This window comes from Rhodopseudomonas sp. WA056 (genome assembly GCF_010906995.1).
Classification (GTDB): domain Bacteria; phylum Pseudomonadota; class Alphaproteobacteria; order Rhizobiales; family Xanthobacteraceae; genus Rhodopseudomonas; species Rhodopseudomonas palustris_G.
Window position 1 is genome coordinate 1 of sequence record NZ_QPFS01000062.1, and the last position, 22,029, is coordinate 22,029.

The window sequence follows — 22,029 nt, forward strand, 5'->3', positions numbered from 1 at the left end:
CCAAGACCCTGCCGTTCACCAAGGAGATCGCGGCCTGGGACGTCAAGGGCCTCGACATCGTCCGGCTGCAAACCGCGGACGGCGAGCCGGTGATCGATCTCACCGAGGTCGAGAGCGGGATTTTCGAAGGCCACCGCAACGGCGAGGGGATCTACATCCTGCAGAATCTGGTCGCCGCCCGCTCGCTCGCCAAATCGATGGACCAGATGATCGGCGACTGGACCATGGTGCGCGGCAACGGCCGCCAGATCTGCGCCCTGACGCTGACCAACACCGAGGCCGGCACCGACAACTTCCAGGCGTTCCTGAAGCCGCGCTGCGATCCGCTAGTCGCCGGCTTCGGTCCGACGATGTGGCGGCTGGAGCACGGCGCGATGTTGCTGATCGCGCCGAACGGCACCACCTGGCGGTTCGAGGCCGACGACAATGCGCAATGGCGCAGAATGCCCGACAGCGCCGATCCGCTGATCATGCTGCGGCAATAACCTCGTAGTACTACCAGCACTGTTTATCTCGACCGGCAGCGCCGCCGCGACCAGCGGTTTGACATGCGTCATAGCTCGGCGCCGGCCGAACTCAGCATCCTGCCCTCCTACGCAATCTGCGATACGTCGAGGGAGGACGGCACCATGGTTGGGTGGTTGAAGGCGATGTCGGCGGCCGCAACGGCCGCGCTGCTGCTGATGACGGCGCCCGTGCGAAGCGAGCCGGCGCCGGTCTCCGACGAAGAGGCGCTCAGCCTCGGAATCGACGCTTACCTGTATTTCTATCCGCTGGTGACGATGGACCTCACCCGCAAGCAATCGACCAATGTCGAGGCCGGCAAGGAGTTCGGCAAAGGGCCGATGAACAGCTTCGTCAGCGTTCCGGCCTATCCGCCGGCCGATTTCAAGACGATCGTGCGGCCGAATTTCGACACGCTGTATTCGATCGCCTGGCTCGATCTGTCGCGCGAGCCGATGGTGGTGACAGCGCCCGACACGAACGGCCGCTACTATCTGCTGCCGATGCTGGACATGTGGACCGACGTGTTCGCCTCGCCGGGCTGGCGTACCACCGGCACCCTGGCGCAGAAATTCCTGATCACGGCTCCCGGCTGGAGCGGCACGGTGCCGTCCGGGATGCAGCAGATCGAGGCGCCGACGCCGATCGTCTGGATCATCGGCCGCACCAAGACCGACGGGCCGGCGGACTACGCAGCGGTGCACCAGATCCAGGCCGGCTACACTGCGACCCCGCTGTCGCAATCGGGCAAGGCGCCGGCACCCCCCGCGGCTTTTGTGCCCGATCCCGCAATCGACATGAAGACGCCGCCGAAGCTGCAGGTCGACACCATGCCGGCCGGCCAGTTCTTCGCCTATGCGGCCGAGCTGCTCAAGCAGCATCCGCCGCATCTGACCGACCAGCCGATCATCGCGCGGCTGCGCCGGATCGGGCTGGAGCCGGGCAAGAGCTTCGATCTCGGCAAGGCCGCGCCCCATGTGCGCAAGGCATTCGCCGCGGCGCCGGGCGAAGCCTTGAAGCTGATGAGCTGGAAGATGCCGACCATGGCCCGGGTCGTGAACGGCTGGAGCATGAACATCGACACCATGGGGGTGTACGGCAATTACTACCTGAAGCGCGCGATCGTCGCCCAGTTCGGGCTCGGCGCCAACGTGCCGGAGGATGCGATCTATCCGGTCAACTTCGTCGACGACGCCGGCAAGCCGCTCGACGGCACCAGCAACTACGTGCTGCATTTCGGCAAAGGCGCGACGCCGCCGGTCGATGCGTTCTGGTCGCTGACGCTGTACGATCCCGACGGCTTCCCCGTCCCCAACCCGCTGCAGCGCCAGGCGCTGAGTAGCTGGATGCCGCTGAAGCACAACGCCGACGGCTCGCTCGACCTCTTGATCCAGAACGCCAGCCCCGGCACTGAGCACGAATCGAACTGGCTGCCGGCCCCGAAGGGGCCGTTCACGCTGACGATGCGAATGTATGCACCGAAGCAGGAAGCGCTGACCGGCCGCTGGGCGCCGCCGGCGGTGACGCGGGTGCAGCCGCCGATCCCGCTCGGCCAGTAGCGAGGCCGAATGACGGCGCGTCATCCGGCGCGCCGTCGTTCGACCAAGTCGCCTCTCAGATCCCCGCCATCATCACGTATTTGATCTCGACATATTCCTCGATGCCGTGATGCGAGCCTTCGCGACCGAGGCCGCTCTCCTTGACGCCGCCGAACGGAGCGACTTCGGTGGTGATGAGGCCGGTGTTGACGCCGACCATGCCGCTTTCGAGCGCTTCGGCGACGCGCCACACCCGGCCGAGGTCACGGGCGTAGAAGTAGCTGGCGAGGCCGAACGGCGAGGCATTGGCGAGTTTGATCACTTCCGCTTCGTCCTTGAAGCGGAACACCGGCGCCAGCGGGCCGAAGGTTTCTTCATGCGCCACCAGGGCGTCGGGCCGCACATCGGCCAGCACGGTCGGCTCGAAGAAGGTGCCGCCGAGCGGATGACGTTTGCCGCCGGTGATCACCTTGGCGCCGCTCGACAGCGCATCGGCAATGTGCCGCTCGGTCTTCTCGACGGCGGCCTCATTGATCAGCGGCCCTTGGGTGACGCCCTGCTCGGTGCCGTCGCCGACCTTCATCGCCTTGACCTTGGCGGCGAGCTCGTCGACGAACGCGTCGTAGACGCCGTCCTGCACGTACAGCCGATTGGCGCAGACGCAGGTCTGGCCCATGTTGCGATATTTCGACACCATCGCGCCTTCGACCGCGGCGTCGACGTCGGCATCGTCGAATACGATGAACGGCGCGTTACCGCCGAGCTCCAATCCGAGCTTCTTCACCCCGACCGACGCCTGCTTGTAGAGGATCTTGCCGACTTCCGTGGAGCCGGTGAAGCCGACGAATCGCACCGCCGGATGCTCGCACAGCACCTTGCCGATTTCCGGCGCATCGCCGGTGAGGACGTTGAACACGCCCTTCGGCACCCCGGCCTTCTCGGCCAGCGCAGCCAGCGCGAAGGCGCTCAGCGGCGTCTCTTCGGCCGGCTTCAGCACCACGGTGCATCCCGCCGCCAGCGCCGGCGAAACCTTGCGGGTGATCATCGAGCTCGGGAAATTCCACGGCGTGATCGCACCGCAGACGCCGATCGGCTGCTTGATGGCGATCAGCCGGGCATCGGGGCGCTGGGTCGGGATGGTTTCGCCGTAAACCCGCCGAGCCTCTTCGGCGAAGAACTCGACATAGGCGGCGCCGATATCGACCTCGCCGAGTGCTTCAGTGAGCGGCTTGCCCTGTTCGGAGGTCAGGATCAGCGCCAGATCCTCGCGGTTGGCGATGATCAGCTCGAACCATTTGCGCAAGATATTGGAGCGCTGCTTGGCGGTGAGCTTGGCCCAGGCCGGGAACGCCTGCGCGGCGGCCTCGACGGCCTGGGTGGCTTCCGCGGCGCCGAGATGCGGCACCCTGGCGATCGTCTGCCCGCTCGCCGGATTGGTCACCGCGATCGTCGCGGTGCCCGACCAGGCGCCGTCGATGAAGCATTGCTCGCGCAGCAGCGACGGATCCTTCAGACGGTCGCGCAGCGAGGCGGCTCGATCGGCGGTGCGGGTGGCGGCGGTGGGGGACATCGGATGCTCCGGCATTGCAGGTGGATTGCAGGCGGGGCCGCGATGGCCCCTGTCGCCGGTCAATATAGGCAAAGATCGCGCGGCGCATAGCGCAGGCCGGGTATCGTGTCCTTCGTGTCACCGCGCTGCGGCGCAAATCACGCCCTCGCCGCGCACGATCAGGCCGCGCCTGCGATCCAGGTGCTGCGCAGATTGATCATCCGGTCGGCCGCGGTGCGGGCATGGGCCCGGGAGGCGGTGGCGCAGACCCGGTATTCGAGCTCGGGGAACGGTTGTGCGGCGCGGCGGCCGAACCACGACCCCGCCCGAGACCTCACCGGAAGTTGCGCCAGCGCGACCGCGAGATTGTCGACCGCCTCGAACCCGTACAGCGCGCCGGTCTGCGCGTAACGCACCTCATAAATCCCGGGACTGATCGGCGCCTCGATATTGCCGCCGCGGCCGGGCTGCGGATAGCGTTTCCAGTCACTCCAGGTCGGGATCATCTCGGTGCTCCGGGCGGGGGCGTCGCAACGTTGAATTGGACGTTTGCTGCCGCCGCGAGGTTCAACACTGCGGCGACTTTGTGAACGCCACGCCATACCGTTCGTTCCCGGCCTTTTTGTCGCTGGGGGCTCGCACCAATGCGAGACTTTGTCGCCCGGCCGCCATATCGCTTGCCGGGCGCAGCGTGCCGGTGAACAATCCGCCCGCTTTCAGAAACTACCAATCAAACAAGGGAGGACGACGATGCAGAGCAGCGGCCAGATCGATCAGAGCTTGCGGCAGATGAGCGAGAACGGCGCCATTCCCGGCGTCGTGGCGATCGCCGGCAATGCGCAGGACGTGTTGTATCAGGGCGCATTCGGCAAGCGTGATCTGTCGAAACCACCGGCGATGACCACCGACAGCGTGTTCTGGATCGCGTCGATGACCAAAGCGATCACCGCCGCGGCGGCGATGCAGCTTGTCGAGCAGGGCAAGCTGTCGCTCGATGAGCCGATCGGCAAAGTGCTGCCGGATCTCGCCGATCCGCTGGTGCTCGACGGCTTCGACGCCGACGGCACGCCGAAGACACGGCCCGCCAAGTCTCCGATCACGTTGCGGCAATTGCTCACCCATACCGCCGGCTTCTGCTACGACATGTGGAACGCCGACATGGTGAAGTACATGGAGCGGCACGGCATCCCCGGCATCATCGGCTGCCAGGAAGCCGCGCTGAAGACGCCGCTCGCCTCCGATCCGGGCACGCGGTGGGAGTACGGCATCAACATCGACTTCGCAGGCAAGGCGGTCGAGGCCGCCAGCGGCATGAAGCTCGACGCGTATTTGCGCGATCATTTGTTTGCGCCGCTCGGCATGACCGACATCGGCTTCAAGATCACCGACGACCAGCGGAAGCGGCTGGTCGCGGTGCATGCCCGCGGCGAGGATGGATCGCTGTCGCCGATCCCGTTCGAGGTCGCGCAGGAGCCGGAATTCCACATGGGTGGCGGCGGCCTTTACGGCACCGCGGCGGACTATCTGAAGTTCACGCAGATGATCCTCAACAAGGGCCGTGGCAACGGCAACCAGGTGCTGAAGCCGGAGACCGTGGCGATGATGGGCCAGAACCACATCGGCGATCTCAACGTCACCAAGCTGAACTCGGCAATCGCCTTCGCCACCAACGACGTCGACCTCTATCCCGGCATGACCAAGAAGTGGGGCCTCAGCTTCCTGATCAACACCGAGAAGACGCCGGAAGGCCGCAGCCCCGGCAGCCTCGCTTGGGCCGGGCTCGCCAATACCTATTACTGGATCGATCCGACCCGCGACGTCTGCGGCGTGATCCTGATGCAGGTCTTGCCGTTCGCCGACGCCAAGTGCCTGGAGGCGTTCGCCGCTTTCGAACGCGGAGTCTATGCCGGCCTCGGCGCCGGACAACAGGCGGCCTGACAGGCTCTCGCGCCGCCGGCGGGGTCGCAATGCCTCGCCGGCGGCGCTATGCTTCGTGAAAGAGGCGACAAGCCCGCACGACGACGACCCGGCGCGCAAGACTGTCCGGGCATACAGGCGAGGACCAAGGACGTGATCAGCTCGACCCCCAGCTATGTCTGCGGCGTCTCCGACGCGCCGCTGTTCGGCATCACCATCGGCCAGGCACTCGACCGCGCGGTGGCGCTGTGGCCGGATCGCGAAGCGCTGGTTTCACCCAGCCATGACACCCGCTGGACCTGGCGCGACTTCGCCGCGCGGGTGGATGCGCTGGCGGCCGGCTTCGTCGCGCTCGGCCTCGAGCGCGGCGCCCGCATCGGCATCTGGTCGATGAACCGGCCGGAATGGACGCTGACGCAGTTCGCCGCCGCCAAAGCGGGACTGATCCTGGTCACCATCAATCCGGCCTATCGCCTGAGCGAACTGGAATTTGCGCTCGCCAAGGTCGGCTGCGCCGCGCTGGTGACCGCCACCGCGTTCAAGACCTCGCACTACATGGAGATGCTCAACACGCTGATCCCGGAGCTGGCGACCTCGTCGCCGGGCGCGCTGCAATCGGCCAAGCTGCCGAAGCTGCGTAGCGTGATCCAGATCGGCGGGCCGAAGTGCCCCGGCACGATCGCGTTCGACGAAGTCGCCACGATGGGCGGCGCGCGGCATCGCGACCAGATCGCCGCCTTCGCAAGCGAGCTTCAGTTCGACGATGCGGTCAACATCCAGTTCACCAGCGGCACCACCGGTTCGCCCAAGGGCGTGACGCTGACGCACCACAACATCCTCAACAACGGTTACTTCGTCGGTCGCGCGATGAAGCTGACCGAACAGGACCGGATCTGCATTCCGGTGCCGCTGTATCACTGCTTCGGCATGGTGATGGGCAACCTCGCCTCGGTCACCTGTGGCGCCGCCATGGTGTATCCCGGCGAAGGCTTCGATCCGCTGGTGACGCTCCAGACCGCGTCGCGCGAGAAATGCACCGCACTGTACGGCGTGCCGACGATGTTCATCGCCGAACTCGATCATCCGGAATTCGCCGGCTTCGATCTGTCGTCGCTGCGCACCGGCATCATGGCGGGCGCGCCGTGCCCGGTCGAAGTGATGCGCCGGGTCAACGATGCTATGAACATGCGCGAAGTCACGATCGCCTACGGCATGACCGAGACCAGCCCGGTCAGCTTCCAGAGCGCGGTCGACGATCCGGAAGACCGGCGGGTGTCGACCGTCGGCCGTATCCATCCGCATGTCGAGGTGAAGGTGGTCGATCTCGACGGCAAGATCGTGCCGCGCGGCACCCGCGGCGAACTCTGCACCCGTGGCTACAGCGTGATGCTGGGCTATTGGGACGAGCCGGAGAAGACCGCCGACGTGCTCGATGCCGCCGGCTGGATGCACACCGGCGACCTCGCCACCATCGACGACGAAGGCTTCTGCAACATCGTCGGCCGTATTAAGGACATGGTGATCCGCGGCGGCGAAAACCTGTATCCGCGCGAGATCGAGGAATTCCTGTATCGCCACCCGAAGATCCAGGACGTCCAGATCTTCGGCGTCGCCGACGACCGCTACGGCGAAGAACTCTGCGCCTGGGTCCGCCCGCGTCCCGGCGAAAGCCTGACCGCCGACGACGTCCGCGCGTTCTGCCAGGGCCAGATCGCCCACAACAAGATCCCGCGCTACATCGAATTCGTCGACGAGTTCCCGATGACGGTGACCGGCAAGATCCAGAAGTTCATCATGCGCGAGAAGGTCGAGGCCAAGCTCGGCCTGAAGGCCGCGAAGACGGCGTGATCTGTCGTTGCAAGTAACGACGTCATTCCGGGATGCGCGCGACAGCGCGCAGACCCGGAATCCAGACATGTTCTGCGAGACGGCGGTGCGACAAGCAGGAGATTCCGGGTTCGCGAACTTCGTTCGCGCCCCGGAATGACTCGGGGAGAGTTCTTACACCGGCAGCCCGTGCTGCTGCGCCAGTTCCTTCAGCGACACCTGCGGGCGGGCGCCGATGTGCTGGATCACTTCGGCCGCCGCCAGCGCACCGAGGCGGCCGGCGTTTTCGTAGCCGAGATCGCGGACCAGGCCGAACAGGAAGCCCGCTGCGAACAGGTCGCCGGCGCCGGTGGTATCGACCAGCTTTTCGATCGACGCCGCCGGCACCAGGGTGACGCCGTCCTTGTCGACCACCGCGCAGCCCTTTTCGCTGCGGGTGACGACCCCGAGCGCGACGTCCTGGGCAAGTTGGGTCAGCGCCGCGTCGAAATCAGAGGTCTGATACAGCGAATGCAGCTCGGCCTCGTTGGCGAAGATCAGGTCGACGGTCTTGGAGCGCATCAGCTCGAGGAATTCGCCGCGATAGCGGTCGACGCAGAACGCATCCGACAGCGTCAGCGCCACCTTGCGGCCGGCGCCATGGGCGATCTTGGAGGCCTTCAGGAACGCTTCCTTGGCCTGCGGCGGATCCCACAGATAGCCTTCGAGATAGATGATCGCCGACGCCGCGATCTTGGCCTCGTCGATATCGGCCGGCGACAGATCCTGCGCGGCGCCGAGATAGGTGTTCATGGTGCGCTGGCCGTCCGGCGTCACCAGGATGTAGGAGCAGCCGGTCGCCGGGCCGGCGGTCGCCGGCTTGGTGTCGAAGGTGACGCCCGCGGCGCGGATGTCGTGGCTGTAGAGCTTGCCGATCTGGTCGTCCTTGACCTTGCCGAGATAGGCGGTGCGGGCGCCGAACGAAGCCAGCCCGACGATGGTGTTGGCGGCCGAGCCGCCGGACATTTCGGTGGCCTGGCCCATGTCGGCATAGATCGCCGCGGCGCGGGCTTCGTCGATCAGCGCCATGCCGCCCTTGGCCATGCCGTGCTTGACCAGGAAGTCCTCTTCGGTGCGGACCAGCACGTCGAAGATCGCGTTGCCGATGGCGAGGACGTCGTATTGGGCTGAGCTCATCGAGTTCGATCCATAGCGGGGAGGAATGAGGAAAATCCCGCGATTGTGCGGGTCGGACCGGTGCATCGCCGGCCGCGCGAAAGGCGCGCCGACCTATCATGTTCGGGTCGGCAGCGGCAAGCGGACCGGCCCGGATCAGCGGGACATCCGGGTTTGCCCGCAGCGCTGGGCCCGATCGACGAAGCGGCGCGGCCGCCGGTCAGGGGCCTCTTTACCACATGGATCAAAAGCTAATCGGCCCAGGCGCTTGAGCGCTCAACCGGGCTATAACCCGGCACATGCTTCGCCCACTGCTCACCGTCTCCGCAGGGACTTTGTCATCACGTTTGTTGGGATTCGTTCGCGACGCGCTGGTCGCGGCGTTGCTCGGCGCCGGCGTGGTGGCGGATGCGTTCCTGCTGGCATTTCAGCTCGTCAATGTGACGCGGCGGCTACTCACCGAAGGCGCGCTCAACGCCGCGCTGGTGCCGGCCTGGCTGAAAGTCCGCGAACACAACGGCGCGGCCGCGGCCGCAGCGTTCGCCGGGCGACTGCTCGGCACCATTGCGCTCGCGACCCTGCTGCTGGCGATCCTGCTCGGGGTGTTCATGCCGCTGCTGATCGCCATGCTGGCACCGGGCTTCGTCGGCCAGCCGGCGCTGCTGATGGCGACCCGCGATGCCCGGCTGATGCTGCCTTATCTGGCCTTCGCCGGTCCGGTCGCGGTGATGATGGGATTGTTCAACGCGCAAGGCAGAGTCGGCCTCACGGCGTTCTCCCCGCTCCTGTTCAACGTGTCGCTGATCGTCGTCACCGCCGCGCTGCTGATCGGACACGACGATCCCGCCACCGCAGCGCTGATCCTATCCGGTACCGTCGGCGTCGCCGGCCTGTTGCAGCTCTCGATTCTGGCGTTCAACGGCCGCGGCGAGCGGTTGGCGTCGCCGCTGCGCGCCGGCTTCGACGCAGCGATGCGGACGTTCTTTGCCAAGGCGATCCCCGGCATGATCGCCAATTCCGGGCCGCAGCTCCTGATCGTCGCCGGTGCGATCATCGCTTCTGCGCAGCCGGCGGCGGTGTCATGGCTGTACTTCGCCAACCGGCTGATCGAGCTGCCGCTCGGCATCGTCGGCGTTGCGATGGGTGCCGTACTGGTTCCCGAACTGGCGCGGGCGGTGCGCCGCGGCGATCGGACCGCGCTGTCGGACGCCGCCTCGCGCGGGCTGGAACTGGCGGTCGGGGTGGCGCTGCCTGCGACTTTCGGACTGATCGTGCTGGCCGAGCCGACCGTGCGGCTGTTGTTCGAGCACGGGGCGTTCAGCGCCGCGGATTCGGCTGCGACCGCCCAGGCGCTGGCGGTGCTGGCGATCGGCCTGCCGGCGCAGGTGCTGGCGAAGAACTGGTCGGCCGCGTTCTTCGCCCGCGAAGATACCCACACCCCGCTGATGGCGACCCTGATTTCGGTGACTGTGGCGCTCGCCGCCGCGGTGGTGCTCGGGCGGCTGTTCGGGGCTTCCGGGGTTGCGGCCGCGATCAGTCTCGGCGCCTGGAGCAATGCAGCCCTGCTGCTGGGGCGCGGCGTGCGGCGCTTCGGCGTCACCATCGATGCGCCGGCACAGCGCCGGCTGATGCTGATCGTGCTCGCCGCCGGTGCGATGGGCGCCCTGCTGTGGCAGGCCTCCGGTTTCGTGCTGCCGATCGCGGTCGCGGGCTCCACTTTGGTCCAAGCCGCTGTGCTGGCGGTCCTGGTCGGCGGCGGCGTGACGGTCTATGCGGCCGCATTGATCCTGCTCGGGGTGGTCCGGCCGAATGCGGCGCTGCGCGCACTGCGGCGGCCGCGCGGCTTGCGCGACTAGCGGAGCTGTGCCACTTCACGGCGCCTTTTCCAGACCAAGCGCGGGAATCACGATCATGGCCATCACGCAGCGGGTATTCTCCGGCATCCAGCCGACCGGCAACCTGCATCTCGGCAACTACCTCGGCGCGATCGTGAACTTCGTGAAGATGCAGGAGACGCACAACTGCGTTTACTGCGTCGTCGATCTGCACGCGATCACCGTCCCGGTGACGGTCTGGGGCGGACCGGACGAGCTGCGCAAGAACATCCGCGAAGTGACAGCGGCGTTCATCGCATCGGGCATCGACCCGAAGAAGCAGATCATCTTCAACCAGAGCCAGGTCGCGGAACATTCCGAGCTGGCCTGGGTGCTGAACTGCATCGCGCGGCTCGGCTGGCTGAACCGCATGACCCAGTTCAAGGAGAAGGCCGGCAAGGATCGCGAGAACGTCTCGGTCGGTCTGTACGACTATCCGGTGCTGATGGCCGCCGACATTCTGGTGTATCGCGCCACCCATGTTCCGGTCGGCGAGGATCAGAAGCAGCACGTCGAACTGACCCGCGACATCGCCCAGAAGTTCAACAACGACTTCGCAGCCTCGATCGCCGCGCAGGGCTTCGGCGACGGCTACTTCCCGCTGCCCGAGCCGGTGATCACCGGCCCGGCGACGCGGGTGATGAGCCTGCGCGACGGCACCAAGAAGATGTCGAAGTCGGATCCGTCGGATTACTCGCGCATCAACCTCACCGACGACGCCGACGCGATCGCGCAGAAGATCAGGAAGGCCAAGACCGATCCGGAGCCGCTGCCGAGCGAAGAAAAGGGGCTGGAGCCGCGACCCGAAGCCGACAATCTGGTCGGCATCTACGCCGCGCTCGCCGGCAAGCCGAAGGCCGAGGTGCTGACCGAGTTCGGCGGCGCACAGTTCTCCGCATTCAAATCCAACCTGGTCGATCTCGCCGTCGCCAAGCTGTCGCCGATCGCCGGGGAGATGAAGCGGCTTTCTGCCGACCATGCGTATGTCGACTCGGTGCTCGCCGACGGCAGCGACCGCGCCCGTGCGATCGCCGGCGAAACCATGGTGGCCGTGAAGGACATCATGGGAATGGTGCGCAAGAAGGGCTGATATCGGTCCCAGCCCTCGTCGTGAGGAGCCCGGCGCAGCCGGGCGTCTCGAACGACGAGCTTGTATCGCCATGGTTCGAGACGCGCAGCTTCGCTGCGCTCCTCATCATGAGGCTTGCCCTTGGAGGGCCTGCCCTTGTCCTTCCCGCTGTCGCCATGGCAGCATCGCGTCGGTGCGCGAGCGCGCGCTTGGGGAACTCCGGGGGCAACCATGAGCAGCCAGCGACGGAGCTACGAATCCGGCCACAAGCCGAAATGCCTGGTGATCGTCGACGACACCGCCGAGTGGGATCGCGCGGTGTACTACGGCAGCCGCTGGGCGGTGCGGGTCGGCGGCGGCGTGGTGATGCTGCGGGTGATCGAGATTCTCGACAAGAACCAGCAATGGCTCGGCGTCGCCGACGTGATGCGCGCCGAAGCGATCGAGACCGCCGAGCTCGCGCTCGACCGCGCCTCGGGCCGCGCCAACGGCGTCGCCGGGATTACGCCGGAGCGGGTGATCCGCGAGGGCGACACCATCGGCCAGGTCCGCGAGGCGATCGAGCAGGACGTCGACATCGTGATGCTGGTGCTGGCGGCGGACGACGGGCCGGATGGCCCCGGCCCGATCGTCTCGGCAATGGTCCGTCATCTCGGCACGTTTCCGGTGCCGGTGATGATGGTCGCCTCCAACCTGACCGACGACGACATCGACGCGCTCGCCTGAGCGCCCCCGAAAACGTGAGCGTTGTCAGCGACTTTCGACACCTTCCGGAGGCGCCCGCGGGTTGACCGTGCGTTTCCGGGAGCTATTTGCTAGGACACACCCTACGCACCGGCCTTGAACCGGCGACGACGGAGACATGCGATGTTCATTCAGACCGAACCGACCCCCAATCCGGCCACGCTCAAGTTCATTCCCGGCCGCAGCGTGCTCGACAGCGGCACGCTGGAATTCACCGATGCGGCCCAGGCGGCGCGTTCGCCGCTGGCGGCGCGGCTGTTCGACATCGACGGCGTCAGTGGCGTGTTCTACGGCGCCGACTTCGTGACCGTCACCAAGGACAGGGGCGAGTGGCAGCACCTCAAGCCGGCGATCCTCGGCGCCATCATGGAGCACTACATGTCGGGTGCGCCGATCCTGGCCGACGGCAAGTCGGACGGTGACGACGGCGACGACGACGAGTTCTACGCCGAGGGCGACGCCGAGACGGTCGAGATCATCAAGGATCTGATCGAAACGCGGGTGCGTCCTGCGGTCGCCAATGACGGCGGCGACATCACCTTCCGCGGCTTCAAGGACGGCATCGTCTATCTCAACATGCGCGGCGCCTGCGCCGGCTGCCCGTCGTCGACCGCGACCTTGCAGCACGGCATCCAGAACCTGCTGAAGCACTTCGTCCCCGAAGTGGTCGAGGTCCGTCCGCTGGCCTGAGCCAGCGATTGCCGTAGCGCTAGGCAAGCCCGACAAACAGGCATGACGCACCGCGCCATGCCGCCCATCCGAATAGTTGTCGATCGATCCGACCGGGACATGACGCAACTGTCGCATTGCTGATATGTTAGCCGGATGCTGATCCTCGCCATCGACACCGCTCTCGACGCCTGCGCAGCCGCGGTGCTGGACACCGAGGCCAACCGGCTGCTGGCCGGCGAATCGCAGGCGATGCAGCGCGGTCATGCCGAGGCCTTGATGCCGCTGCTCGGCCGGGTGATGGACGCCTCCGGGATCGGCTTTCTCGATATCGACCGCATCGCGGTGACCACCGGACCTGGTAGTTTCACGGGGCTCCGCGTCGGCCTGTCGGCCGCGCGCGGGATCGCGCTGGCCGCTGCCAAGCCGGTCGTCGGACTGACGACGCTGTCGGCCTTCGCGGCGCCGCTGGTGAGCGAGACCGACGACACCCCGATCCTGTCGGTGATCGACGCCCGGCACGACCACGTCTACTATCAACTCGTCGCCGGCAACGGCACGATGATCGTGCGGCCGCGAGTGGCGCCGATTGCCGAAACGCTGGAAGCGGCGCGTTACGGCGCGCCGCGACTGGTCGGCAACGCCGCGCAGCTCGTCGCCGAGCGCTGGCCCGCCATGACGCCGCCGCCGCTCGCAGTCGATCAGCGGCCCGCGCCGGATATCGGCTGGCTGGCCTGGCTCGGTGCGGCCGCAACACCGGAAGCCGCGCCTGCCAAGCCGTTCTATCTGCGGCCACCCGACGCCAAACCGAAGCTCGACCCGATCGCGCAATCGGCGCAGCCCGCCGCATGATGCACCGCCGCAACAGCCGTCTCCGCATGAGCCGTCGCCATATGAGCGGTCGATGATGACGTGGCTGGCCGAGTTCTGGGGTTACGCCGATGCGGTCGTCGAGCAGGCGACGCTACGCGATGCGCCGAAGCTCGCAGAGCTTCATGCCGCCTCGTTTCATCGCGGCTGGGACGAGCAGGAATTCGCCGACCTTTTGAGCGAGCGTAACACGCTGGTGCACCGGCTCCGGGTCGGCAGGCGAATCATCGGCTTCGTCGCCTCGCGGATCGGCGCCGACGAGGCCGAGATCCTGTCGATCGCGATCGCCGCATCCTATCGCGGCCGCGGCCTGTCGCGCGAAATGCTCCGAACTCACCTCGGCCACCTCGCCGGCCGCGGCGTCGCCACAGTGTTTCTCGAAGTGGAAGAAAACAATCAGCCGGCGCGGCGACTCTACGATCGTACCGGCTTTCGGGTGGTGGGGCGGCGCGAACGCTATTACCGGCAGCCGAACGGGGAACAATTGAACGCAATGATAATGCGTCGCGACTTGTCCTGATCGTCCTGCGGTGGCAGAACAATGCCTAAGAATGTCATTCACCCGCAACCACGTTGACGCCGATGTCCGAACCCAAGGCAACTGAAATCGAAGCCCGCTGCGCCGCCACCGGCATGCGCATGACGGAGCAGCGCCGCGTGATTGCACGTGTCCTCGCGGACTCGCAGGATCATCCCGACGTCGAGGAACTGTACACCCGCTGCGTCGCGATCGACGACAAGATCTCGATCTCCACGGTGTATCGCACCGTGAAGCTGTTCGAGGACGCCGGCATCATCGAGCGGCACGACTTCCGTGAGGGACGTGCGCGCTACGAACAGATGCGCGACAGCCACCACGATCATCTGATCAACCTGCGCGACGGCAAGGTGATCGAGTTCACCAACGAAGAGATCGAGAAGCTGCAGGCGGAGATCGCCCGGCGGCTCGGCTACAAGCTGGTCGATCATCGGCTCGAACTGTATTGCGTACCGCTGGAAGACGAAAAGTCCTGAGCCGCAGCAGCTCCTGCATCCATCGATCCGCCGCGAGCCGCCCGGTTCGCGGCGTTGTTAGTTCGAATCGCAGCCGGCCGCAGACGTGACCCCCGACCTCGTCATCTTCGATTGCGACGGCGTGCTGGTCGACAGCGAGCTGATCTCCTGCCGCGTTCACGCCGAGACCCTGACCCGCTACGGCTATCCGATCACGCCCGATCAGGTCGCGGCGCGTTTCCTCGGCAGATCGGGGCGCGAAGCGCGGCGTGAAATCGAAGCCGAGCTGGGCCGTCCGTTCGCCGACGATCTCGAAACCCATCTGCTCGACGAACTGCTCCGCGCCTTCGCCGAAACGCTGCAGCCGATACCGTTCGTCTCCGCTGCGCTCGACGCCCTGGGACGACCGTTCTGCGTCGCCTCGAGCGGCACGCTGGATCGCATCCGGGTAGCGCTGACCCATGCGGGCCTGCACGCCCGATTCGCGCCGCACCTGTTCTCGGCCGAGCAGGTCGCCCGCGGCAAGCCGGCGCCCGATCTGTTTCTGTTCGCCGCAGCCCGAATGGGGGCGCCGCCTGAACGCTGCGTGGTGATCGAAGACAGCGTGCCGGGGGTGCTGGGGGCCAAGGCGGCCGGCATGACGGTGCTCGGTTTTCACGGCGGCAGCCATTGCGTCGGCGCCACGGCAGCCGCCCTGCGCGCCGCCGGCGCCGACCGCTGCTTTGCCGACATGCGGCAATTGCCTAGAATCATTGAAGAAATCTGATCTTCGGGCGGGCCGGGCGCGGCAAATCGGCGGCCGCGGCTGGATTTCGGCGGGTTTCGCCTATAAGTCAGCAGCGCGCGCCAGACGCGCGTTTTTTGTTCCGGGCTCCCGCACACGATGTCTCCGCCGCGCAAGCTGCACATCAAGTCATACGGCTGTCAGATGAATGTCTACGATGCCCAGCGCATGGTGGACGCGCTGGCGCCGGAAGGCTTTGTCGAGACTGCGAACGTGGATGACGCCGACCTGGTGATCCTGAACACCTGCCACATCCGCGAGAAGGCGTCCGAGAAGGTCTATTCCGAACTCGGCCGGCTGCGGGTCGCGCGCGACGAGGCCGCCAGCCACGGCCGGCGGATGCAGATCGCGGTCGCGGGGTGCGTGGCGCAAGCCGAAGGCGAAGAAATCATCCGCCGCGCGCCGGTGGTCGACGTCGTGGTCGGACCGCAGAGCTATCACAACTTGCCGCAACTGCTGGCGCGGGCGAACCGCGACGGCCGCGCGCTGGAGACCGAGTTCCCGATCGACGACAAATTCGGCGTGCTGCCGCAGCCGGCACCGGACGCGATCCGCGCCCGCGGGATCTCGGCATTCGTCACGGTCCAGGAAGGCTGCGACAAATTCTGCACCTTCTGCGTGGTGCCCTATACTCGCGGTACCGAGATGTCGCGCCCGGTGGCGGCGATCATCGCGGACGTCCAGCGGCTCGCCGACCATGGGGTTCGCGAGGTCACGCTGATCGGCCAGAACGTCAACGCCTATCACGGCGACGGGCCGGACGGCGGCGCGTGGTCGCTGGGGCGCCTGGTGCGGCGCCTCGCCGAGATCCCGGGCATCGTCCGGCTGCGCTATTCGACCAGCCATCCCAACGACGTCGACGACGATCTTCTGATCGCGCACCGCGATCTGCCGGCGCTGATGCCGTTCGTGCATCTGCCGGTGCAATCCGGCTCCGACCGCATCCTGGCGGCGATGAACCGCAAGCACACCGCCGACGATTATCGCCGGGTGATCGACCGGTTCCGCGCCGCGTCCGACGCCATCGCGTTCTCGTCGGACTTCATCGTCGGGTTCCCCGGCGAAACCGAGCGGGATTTTTCGGCGACTCTCGCGCTCGTCGCACAAATCGGCTACGCTGGGGCGTATTCGTTCAAATACTCGCCGCGGCCCGGCACGCCCGCGGCGGAGATGCCGGAGATGGTGCCCGCAGCGGTCATGGACGAGCGGTTGGAGCGGCTCCAGCAATTGATCGACCAGCAGCAAGCGGCCTTCAACAAGGCCGCGATCGGACGGACCGTGGAGGTGCTGTTCGAACGCGCCGGCCGCAAGCCCGGCCAGATCGTCGGCCGCACCGCCTATCTTCAGCCGGCGCACGTGATGGCGCCCGACAGCATCGTCGGGCAGGTGCTGCCGGTCCGCGTCGACAGCCTCGAACGCTACAGTCTGCTCGGCGAACTCGCATCTGCAACCTCCCGGCCGGCCGATGCGATGGCCGCCACAGGAGCCTGAGCCCCCTTGGTCAGAAGCGCACCGGAATCGTCCTCGCTCGTTTCCCGCCGCAAACCCGATCGCGACAGCTTGAACCCGCCCGAAACCCAGGTCGTCATCGATTTCGACGACAACCGCGCCGCCTCGGCCCTGGTCGGTCCCTACGGCCAGAACCTCGCTCAGATCGAGCGCAAGCTCGGCGTGGTGGTGGATTCGCGCGGCAATCACATCTCCATCGGCGGCTCGCGGGAAGGCTGCGACGCCGCCCGGCGCGTGCTGGAGACGCTGTATGCGCAGGCGGTGTCCGGCCACGACCTGTCCCAGGGCGACGTCGAAGGCGCGATCCGCGCGGTGATCGCCCAGGGTTCGCTGTTCGAATTCGACACCAAGCAGCCGTCCGGCACCGCGTTCGAGGCGATCAACCTGCGCAAACGCCCGGTGCGGGCGCGCACCGCCGCGCAGGACTCCTACATCCGCGCCCTGAAGCGCCACGAACTGGTGTTCGGCATCGGCCCGGCCGGCACCGGCAAGACCTGGCTGGCGGTCGCCCAGGCCGCGCAATTGTTCGAACGCAAGGAAGTCGACCGCATCATCCTGTCGCGGCCGGCGGTCGAGGCCGGCGAGCGACTCGGCTTTCTGCCCGGCGACCTGCGCGAAAAAGTCGATCCCTACCTGCGCCCGATCTACGACGCGCTGTACGATCTGATGGATGCGCGGATCGTCGAACGGGCGCTGCAATCCGGCGAGATCGAGATCGCGCCGCTGGCGTTCATGCGCGGCCGCACCCTGACCAACGCGGCGATCATCCTCGACGAGGCGCAGAACACCACCTCGATGCAGATGAAAATGTTTCTCACCCGGCTCGGCGAAAACAGCCGGATGATCATCACCGGCGACCCCAGCCAGGTCGACCTGCCGAACGGCCAGACCTCCGGCCTGTCCGAAGCGGTGCGGCTGTTGTCCGGGGTCGAGGGCATCGCCCAGGTGGAGTTCAGGGCCGAGGACGTGATCCGCCACGAACTGGTGGCGCGGATCGTCGCCGCCTATGAAGGAGCGCCGCAGAAGCCGGCGAATGGTAAGTCGTGATGTCGCACCCCCGCCTGGGCGCCGCCCGGATTGCAACGGGCCGACCCTGGACAGTAACTTCGTTCCAATGACCCGCACCGCCCATCCTGTCACCGAAGTCGTGATCGAAGCCGATTGCTGGCAGGCCGAATCCTCGGCCGAAGCCGTCGTCCTGCGTGCGATCGAAACCGCCGCGGAAGCGATCGATGCCGGGACCGGCGGCGCCGAGCTGGCGGTGATGCTGACCGACGACGAGCACATCCGGGCTTTGAACGCGTCGTTTCGCGGCAAGGACAAGCCGACCAACGTGCTGTCGTTTCCGGCGGCTCAGCCCGAAGTACAGCCGGACGGCGCGCCGCGGATGCTCGGTGACATCGCGATCGCGTATCAGACCGTCCGCCGCGAGGCCGACGACGAAGGCAAGCCGTTCGGTCATCACCTCAGCCACCTCGCCGTGCACGGCTTTCTGCATCTCGTCGGCTACGATCACGAGACCGATCAGCAAGCCGACGAGATGGAAGACGCCGAGCGGACCATTCTCGCGCGGCTCGGGATTCCGGACCCCTATGCCGGCCAGGATCGGGTGAACTGACATGCCCGACGGCGACAGAGCCCCATCCGATTCGCAGCCCTCGTTGCAGGACACTGCGCGCGGCCAACTGCCCGCAGTGGTGCATCAGGGCGAGGTGCTGAATCCGCACGGCAGCAACTGGCTGATCCGCGCGATCCGTTCGCTGTTCGGCTGGAAGCCCGGCTCGGTGCGCGACGATCTGCAGGTGGTGCTCGACACCAGTCCGCCCGACGACACCGGCTTCTCCACACTCGAGCGCACCATGCTGCGCAACATCCTCGGGCTGCACGATCGCAGGATCGCCGACGTGATGGTGCACCGTGCCGACATCGTGGCGATCAAGCAGGACATCCAGCTCGGCGAATTGCTGAGCCTGTTCCAGAACGCCGCTCATTCGCGCCTCGTGGTGTACAACGAGACGCTCGACGATCCGGTCGGCATCGTCCACATCCGCGACCTCGTCGCGTTCATGACCGCCAACGCCAAGGTACCGCCGGAGACCGTGGCCAAGCGCAAGAAGGCGCTGCCGGCCGGGCTGGACCTGCGCGCCATCGATCTGAAGATGCCGCTGACCGAAACCGGCATCATCCGCAAGCTGCTGTACGTGCCGCCTTCGATGCGGGCGATCGATCTCTTGGCACAGATGCAGGCGGCGCGCATCCATCTGGCGCTGGTCGTCGACGAATACGGCGGCACCGACGGATTGGTGTCGATCGAGGACATCGTCGAACAGATCGTCGGCGAGATCGACGACGAGCACGACTCGACCGAGCCGCCGGCGATCGTCCGTCAGGCCGACGGCTCGTTCATCGCCGATGCCAAGGCCAGTCTCGAAGACGTCTGTGCGATGATCGGTGATCAGTTCGTCACCGGCGAAGCAGGCGAGGACGTCGAGACGCTCGGCGGCTATCTGGTCAATCACGTCGGCCGGCTGCCGGTGCGCGGCGAGGTGATCGCCGGTCCCGGCAATTTCGAGTTCGAGGTGCTCGACGCCGACCCGCGGCGGGTGAAGCGGCTGCGGATTGGGCCGCGCAAGGAGCGCCCGGCGCCGCGATCGCGCGACAGCCGCCGCCGCGAGGCGGCAGCGCCGGATTCGATCGCCCAGGCGACCGAGAGCCCCGGCCCGACCCCGCCGACCGGCGACGGAACCGGCTCGCCGTGATGCGTCAGGGCGTGCTGAGCCGGATCGCCTCGGGCATCATCCTGGCGTGGGGCTGGAAGCGTGCGGTGATCGCGCTGCTCGCCGGGGCGCTGTCGTCGCTGGCGATGGCCCCCTTCAACGCCTGGCCGATCCTGTTCGTCACTTTCCCGGTCGTGGTGTGGCTGATCGACGGCGCCGCGGCCGGCAGGCGGCGCGGCGTCCCCGCGGCCGCGATGGCCGGGTGGTGGTTCGGGTTCGGTTATTTCGTGCCCGGCCTGTACTGGATCGGCTACGCGTTTCTGGTCGACGCCGACACCTTTGCCTGGCTGCTGCCGGTCGCGGTTTGCGGGCTGCCGGCCTATCTGGCGCTGTTCACCGCGCTCGGCTTCGCGGTGGCGCGGCTGCTGTGGCGCCCCGATGGTTTACGCATCCTGTCGCTCGCCCTCGGCCTGACGGTCAGCGAGTGGCTGCGCGGCCATCTGCTGACCGGCTTTCCGTGGAATGCGTTCGGCTACGCACTGACCGAACCGCTGGCGCTGGCGCAGAGCATTTCGCTGATCGGCCTGTGGGGACTGACCCTGCTGGCGGTGGCGATCTTCGCCTCGCCCGCGGTGCTGATCGACGGAGGCCCCGACGCCCGGCGGCGCTGGGCGGCTCCGGTCGCCGCACTGTGCGTGCTGGCGGCGATGACGGTTTATGGCGGCATTCGACTCAAATTGTCGCCAACCCAACTCGTCGACAATGTCCGGCTGCGGATCATGCAGCCCAATCTGCCGCAGGATGCCCGCTTCAATTACTCCGCCAAGGCGGACGTGATGCAGAAATATCTGTCACTGTCGGATCGCTCGACGGGACCGAAATCCACCGGCGTGCGCGATGTTTCGTTGCTGATCTGGCCGGAATCGGCGTTTCCGTTCTTCCTGTCGCGGGAAGCCGACGCGATGGCGCAGATCGCCGATCTGCTGCCGAAAGGCACGGTGCTGCTGACCGGCGCCGTCCGCCCGCCCGAGTTACCGCCGGGGCGCCGGATTACCCGCGCCTACAACTCGATCTACGCGATCGATCACGATGGCGGCATCCTGTCGATCTACGACAAGCTGCATCTGGTCCCATTCGGGGAATTTCTGCCGTACCAGAATCTGATGGAAAAGGTCGGCTTCGTTCAGCTCACCAAGGTGCAGGGCGGATTTTTATCCGGGGTGGCGCGTCACAATCTCGACCTGCCCAACGCCCCGCCGGTGCTGCCGCTGATCTGCTACGAGGCGATCTTTCCCGACGAGATCAGCGTCGGCACGCCTCGTCCCGGCTGGATGCTGAATCTCACGAACGACGGCTGGTTCGGCATTTCCAGCGGTCCGTATCAGCATCTGCAGCAGGCGCGGATGCGTGCGATCGAGCAAGGTCTGCCGTTGGTTCGCGCAGCGAACACCGGCGTTTCCGCGGTGATCGATCCGGTCGGACGGATCGTCGCGGAGCTCGGCCTCGGTATCGAAGGGGTGCTGGATTCGGGGCTGCCAGCGCCGATCGCTCCGACGATCTATGCGCGGGTGGGCGAACTTCCTGCAGCCGTGCTGGTTGCGTTAGTGATGATGCTTGTACTATTACGAAAGCGCCCGGCGGGTTCGTGATAATACGCAGCCCGTTAACGCAACCAGAGATTAAGTTCGAGAAAATTCGCACTCTTGTAGGCCGCGAATTGTCCTCGGCGTAAATTAACGCCGAATCCCCGTCGGATTCCAAAGACATTTGACGACTCCAATATTTGAGGCGTATTCCAACCCGCATACGCTAACTGTTGGCGTATGCACGTGCCTGAGGAGTAAGTGAGATGTCGACTAAAGCGCCCAATCCTGTTGACAAATACGTCGGCAGCCGTGTGCGCATGCGACGCATCATGCTGGGCATGAGTCAGGAGAAGCTCGGCGAAGCGCTGGGTCTGACTTTTCAGCAAGTGCAAAAGTACGAGAAGGGGACCAACCGCGTCGGCGCCAGCCGCATTCAGCAGATCGCTGAAGTCCTGCAGGTCCCGGTATCCTTCTTGTTCGAAGGCGGCCCGAGCGGCGGCCTCGCCAACGGTAGCGGCTTCAGTGAGGCGCCGTCGCCTTCATACGTGTCCGATTTTCTCGCGACTTCCGAAGGTCTGGCGCTGACCCGCGCCTTTACCAAGATCACCGATGCCAAGCTTCGTCGCAGCATCGTCGATCTCGTCGAACGGATCGCCGCGCGCGAAGCGGACGAGACCAACTGATCGACCGACCTTCCATCGCGCCGGCCTCCGCCATGATATAA

21 protein-coding genes are annotated in these 22,029 nt (G+C 66.3%); 18 read left to right on the forward strand and 3 right to left on the reverse strand.

From position 1 onward, the window contains the following. Together DU475_RS13510 and DU475_RS13515 are read left to right on the forward strand one after the other, a co-directional pair. Nucleotides 1-485, forward strand: a 485-nt coding sequence (locus tag DU475_RS13510; protein ID WP_164632427.1) for an AprI/Inh family metalloprotease inhibitor, incomplete at its 5' end; no start/stop codon positions are given. Between the two features lie 144 nt (nucleotides 486-629). Next, nucleotides 630-2,063 (forward strand): DUF1254 domain-containing protein, encoded by a 1,434-nt coding sequence (locus DU475_RS13515; protein ID WP_164632428.1) that lies wholly within the window; start codon nucleotides 630-632, stop codon nucleotides 2,061-2,063. Between the two features lie 55 nt (nucleotides 2,064-2,118). Here the strand turns inward: DU475_RS13515 and DU475_RS13520 are convergent, their stop codons facing one another. Next, nucleotides 2,119-3,612 carry an NAD-dependent succinate-semialdehyde dehydrogenase gene (locus DU475_RS13520; RefSeq protein ID WP_164632429.1) on the reverse strand — a complete coding sequence of 498 codons (1,494 nt, stop codon included), beginning with the start codon at nucleotides 3,610-3,612 and terminating at the stop codon, nucleotides 2,119-2,121. A 158-nt stretch (nucleotides 3,613-3,770) separates the two neighbouring features. Beyond that, complete coding sequence (locus DU475_RS13525) at nucleotides 3,771-4,097, reverse strand: hypothetical protein (protein WP_013500005.1); 327 nt, start codon at nucleotides 4,095-4,097, stop codon at nucleotides 3,771-3,773. A gap of 244 nt (nucleotides 4,098-4,341) precedes the next feature. Here DU475_RS13525 and DU475_RS13530 point away from each other — a divergent pair, with 244 nt between their 5' ends. Beyond that, complete coding sequence (locus DU475_RS13530) at nucleotides 4,342-5,529, forward strand: serine hydrolase domain-containing protein (RefSeq protein WP_164632430.1); 1,188 nt, start codon at nucleotides 4,342-4,344, stop codon at nucleotides 5,527-5,529. Nucleotides 5,530-5,661: 132 nt separating this feature from the next. After that, nucleotides 5,662-7,356, forward strand: a complete 1,695-nt coding sequence (locus DU475_RS13535; protein WP_164632431.1) for an AMP-binding protein — start codon at nucleotides 5,662-5,664, stop codon at nucleotides 7,354-7,356. 153 nt (nucleotides 7,357-7,509) lie between these two features. On the opposite strand, the gene DU475_RS13540 is transcribed toward DU475_RS13535, so the two are convergent. Further along, complete coding sequence (locus DU475_RS13540) at nucleotides 7,510-8,511, reverse strand: adenosine kinase (protein ID WP_142884008.1); 1,002 nt, start codon at nucleotides 8,509-8,511, stop codon at nucleotides 7,510-7,512. A gap of 278 nt (nucleotides 8,512-8,789) precedes the next feature. Here DU475_RS13540 and murJ point away from each other — a divergent pair, with 278 nt between their 5' ends. The 14 genes from murJ (at nucleotide 8,790) to DU475_RS13610 (ending at nucleotide 21,988) form a co-directional block, all read left to right on the forward strand. Beyond that, entirely contained in the window at nucleotides 8,790-10,346 is a 1,557-nt protein-coding gene (murJ, locus tag DU475_RS13545; RefSeq protein WP_164632432.1) for a murein biosynthesis integral membrane protein MurJ, read from the forward strand. Between the two features lie 55 nt (nucleotides 10,347-10,401). Next, a complete protein-coding gene (trpS, locus tag DU475_RS13550) occupies nucleotides 10,402-11,454 on the forward strand; it encodes a tryptophan--tRNA ligase (RefSeq protein WP_164632433.1) in 1,053 nt (350 codons plus the stop codon). Between the two features lie 210 nt (nucleotides 11,455-11,664). Continuing rightward, entirely contained in the window at nucleotides 11,665-12,159 is a 495-nt protein-coding gene (locus DU475_RS13555) for a universal stress protein (RefSeq protein WP_013500011.1), read from the forward strand. A 141-nt stretch (nucleotides 12,160-12,300) separates the two neighbouring features. Next, nucleotides 12,301-12,867, forward strand: coding sequence for a NifU family protein (locus DU475_RS13560; protein WP_013500012.1), 567 nt, complete (start codon nucleotides 12,301-12,303; stop codon nucleotides 12,865-12,867). Between the two features lie 135 nt (nucleotides 12,868-13,002). Continuing rightward, nucleotides 13,003-13,698, forward strand: coding sequence for a tRNA (adenosine(37)-N6)-threonylcarbamoyltransferase complex dimerization subunit type 1 TsaB (tsaB, locus tag DU475_RS13565; protein ID WP_164632434.1), 696 nt, complete (start codon nucleotides 13,003-13,005; stop codon nucleotides 13,696-13,698). 52 nt (nucleotides 13,699-13,750) lie between these two features. Next, a complete protein-coding gene (gene rimI, locus DU475_RS13570) occupies nucleotides 13,751-14,236 on the forward strand; it encodes a ribosomal protein S18-alanine N-acetyltransferase (protein ID WP_013500014.1) in 486 nt (161 codons plus the stop codon). A 62-nt stretch (nucleotides 14,237-14,298) separates the two neighbouring features. Next, nucleotides 14,299-14,730: a Fur family transcriptional regulator gene (locus DU475_RS13575; RefSeq protein WP_013500015.1), complete on the forward strand. Its 432-nt coding sequence runs from the start codon at nucleotides 14,299-14,301 to the stop codon at nucleotides 14,728-14,730. 85 nt (nucleotides 14,731-14,815) lie between these two features. Next, the gene (locus DU475_RS13580) at nucleotides 14,816-15,475 is read left to right on the forward strand and encodes an HAD family hydrolase (RefSeq protein ID WP_013500016.1); all 660 of its coding nucleotides are present in this window, start codon (nucleotides 14,816-14,818) and stop codon (nucleotides 15,473-15,475) included. A 117-nt stretch (nucleotides 15,476-15,592) separates the two neighbouring features. Next, nucleotides 15,593-16,984: a tRNA (N6-isopentenyl adenosine(37)-C2)-methylthiotransferase MiaB gene (gene miaB, locus DU475_RS13585; RefSeq protein ID WP_164632435.1), complete on the forward strand. Its 1,392-nt coding sequence runs from the start codon at nucleotides 15,593-15,595 to the stop codon at nucleotides 16,982-16,984. 69 nt (nucleotides 16,985-17,053) lie between these two features. Continuing rightward, on the forward strand, nucleotides 17,054-18,049 hold the full coding sequence (locus DU475_RS13590; protein ID WP_041806924.1) for a PhoH family protein: 996 nt from the start codon (nucleotides 17,054-17,056) through the stop codon (nucleotides 18,047-18,049). 67 nt (nucleotides 18,050-18,116) lie between these two features. After that, nucleotides 18,117-18,620 carry an rRNA maturation RNase YbeY gene (ybeY, locus tag DU475_RS13595; protein ID WP_013500019.1) on the forward strand — a complete coding sequence of 168 codons (504 nt, stop codon included), beginning with the start codon at nucleotides 18,117-18,119 and terminating at the stop codon, nucleotides 18,618-18,620. 1 nt (nucleotide 18,621) lies between these two features. Next, nucleotides 18,622-19,761: a hemolysin family protein gene (locus DU475_RS13600; protein ID WP_142884005.1), complete on the forward strand. Its 1,140-nt coding sequence runs from the start codon at nucleotides 18,622-18,624 to the stop codon at nucleotides 19,759-19,761. Then, entirely contained in the window at nucleotides 19,758-21,368 is a 1,611-nt protein-coding gene (lnt, locus tag DU475_RS13605) for an apolipoprotein N-acyltransferase (RefSeq protein ID WP_047309129.1), read from the forward strand. The genes DU475_RS13600 and lnt overlap by 4 nt, the downstream gene beginning before the upstream one ends. Before the next feature lie 200 nt (nucleotides 21,369-21,568). Beyond that, entirely contained in the window at nucleotides 21,569-21,988 is a 420-nt protein-coding gene (locus DU475_RS13610; protein ID WP_047309128.1) for a helix-turn-helix domain-containing protein, read from the forward strand. The last annotated feature ends 41 nt before the right edge of the window (nucleotides 21,989-22,029 follow it).